The following is a 1589-nucleotide window of genomic DNA, read 5'->3' on the forward strand; positions in this document are numbered from 1 at the left end:
TTTTCCACACACTTCAGCAATTCCAGCATTTTTCTCAGACGGTACGTTCCTAATTGATACTCTTCTTTGGAAGGGCTATCTCCTAGTTTAGTAAGAACTGCATCGCTTTCACTGATGATTGCTTCGCTGAAAATTTTCTTGAACTGAGGAGCGAATATCTTGATTTAATTCAACTAAAGGCAGAATTACATTTTCTTCATCTAGGTAAATTTGGGTTTCGATTGATTCGCCACCTATTTTTGAAAATGCTGATTTTGCTAACCACTCGTAAGTAGCTGCTGTTATTCTTACACTATCGGACGGTTCACCATTGGCTGAATAAAAACTGATGTCAAACATGGGGATTACTCCTGCTACTAAACATCTAGAAACTCGTTCGATTTTAGATTTTAGATTTTGGAGGCGACCCCACGGATAAATTCGGGGGATTGAGGATTTTAGATTTTGGATTGATTCCACGGATAAATCACGTGGCGGGTATCACCTTTGAAATTCGCTTGTCAAAGGACTCGCTGAAGATACTGATAATCTTGATTTTCAACACATTTTAGCAAGTCCAGCAATTTCCTCAAACGGTAGGTTGCTGCTTGATATTCTTCTTTGAGAGGGGAATCTCCCAGCTTAGTGAGGACAGTATCGCTTTCGCAGATAATTGCATCTCTGAAAAAATTTCTGAGCTTCTGGCGAATATCTCGATCTAACTCAACTACAGGTAGCTTCTCCTCTTCTTCATCTATCAAAATATTTCTGGGGACAGATTTGCCAATTTTGGAAAATTCTGATTTTGCCAACCACCCATAAAAGTCTTCAGACATTCCGACATAGTGGGGTGGCTGATTAGTTTTGAAGGCATAAAAAATCATGTCTAACATTAGCTTTCCTCCTGACCTTCCTGATTCAACAACTTACTCTCTGGAAAATTTTCTACCCAAGCTACATCTGCTTTGTCGAATACAACCTTAGCTGGTTTAGTAATTCCCCCTGTGGTAATAACTCCAATTACAGTTCTTTTTTGACATATTTCCTTAGCTTTTGTGGAATCTATTTTTTTATTTTTCCAGGCTTTGATTTCAATATGCGGTTCATTCATTATTGTTATTGTTTTTATAAATTAATTATTGAATTCTATTTGCCAATTGCGGAGTAACTGTTTAACTCGCGGAACATCCTGATGGTTGACTATCAAAATATCACCTTTGGGATTATTTCCGGTTGTTCTTTTGGCTTGTATTCCTTCTTTGCTTAATTCCATTATAAGCCATCCAATCATATCTCTGTGAACTTCTAGCCGTGCTATCAGTTCATCCTCGTCAGTCATTTACTTGACTCCCTGTAAATAAGGATACATTTGACCTCGCCGTGGGTCAAGTGCACTAAATCTGCTGGAACCTTAAACTAAGTAGGTAGCGGCGAGATTGCCAAAAGCTTTGAGTATGATTTGTTGATACCCACAATGTATTTTAATAAAGGCAACATCAGGCTGGCGTACCATCAACGGACAACAATCCCCGCTTTGGGCCGTGAATGGGGTCTTCGACAATAATAGTTTGGTCGCGGCTCGCACCGAGAGATACAATGGCGATCGGCAC

4 protein-coding genes are annotated in these 1589 nt (G+C 39.4%); all 4 read right to left on the reverse strand.

Going from position 1 to position 1589, the window contains the following annotated elements:
- Positions 1-108: 108 nt before the first annotated feature.
- The 4 genes from WBA89_RS11345 to WBA89_RS11360 all read right to left on the reverse strand — a co-directional run bounded on the left by WBA89_RS11345 (position 109) and on the right by WBA89_RS11360 (position 1318).
- Positions 109-339 (reverse strand): hypothetical protein, encoded by a 231-nt coding sequence (locus WBA89_RS11345; RefSeq protein WP_424406415.1) that lies wholly within the window; start codon positions 337-339, stop codon positions 109-111.
- A gap of 161 nt (positions 340-500) precedes the next feature.
- A complete protein-coding gene (locus WBA89_RS11350; RefSeq protein ID WP_193975236.1) occupies positions 501-872 on the reverse strand; it encodes a hypothetical protein in 372 nt (123 codons plus the stop codon).
- On the reverse strand, positions 872-1090 hold the full coding sequence (locus tag WBA89_RS11355; protein ID WP_193975235.1) for a hypothetical protein: 219 nt from the start codon (positions 1088-1090) through the stop codon (positions 872-874). The genes WBA89_RS11350 and WBA89_RS11355 overlap by 1 nt, the downstream gene beginning before the upstream one ends.
- Positions 1091-1111: 21 nt before the next feature.
- On the reverse strand, positions 1112-1318 hold the full coding sequence (locus WBA89_RS11360; protein WP_424406417.1) for a hypothetical protein: 207 nt from the start codon (positions 1316-1318) through the stop codon (positions 1112-1114).
- Positions 1319-1589 lie beyond the last annotated feature (271 nt).

This window comes from Microcoleus sp., assembly GCF_049646505.1.
Lineage (GTDB): Bacteria > Cyanobacteriota > Cyanobacteriia > Cyanobacteriales > Microcoleaceae > Microcoleus.

Excerpts from the sequence above, each read along its gene's own strand:
- WBA89_RS11350 (WP_193975236.1), bottom strand. The coding sequence starts at position 872 with ATGTTAGACATGATTTTTTATGCCTTCAAAACTAATCAGCCACCCCAC.
- WBA89_RS11345 (WP_424406415.1), bottom strand. The coding sequence starts at position 339 with ATGTTTGACATCAGTTTTTATTCAGCCAATGGTGAACCGTCCGATAGT.
- WBA89_RS11360 (WP_424406417.1), bottom strand. The coding sequence starts at position 1,318 with ATGACTGACGAGGATGAACTGATAGCACGGCTAGAAGTTCACAGAGAT.
- WBA89_RS11355 (WP_193975235.1), bottom strand. The coding sequence starts at position 1,090 with ATGAATGAACCGCATATTGAAATCAAAGCCTGGAAAAATAAAAAAATA.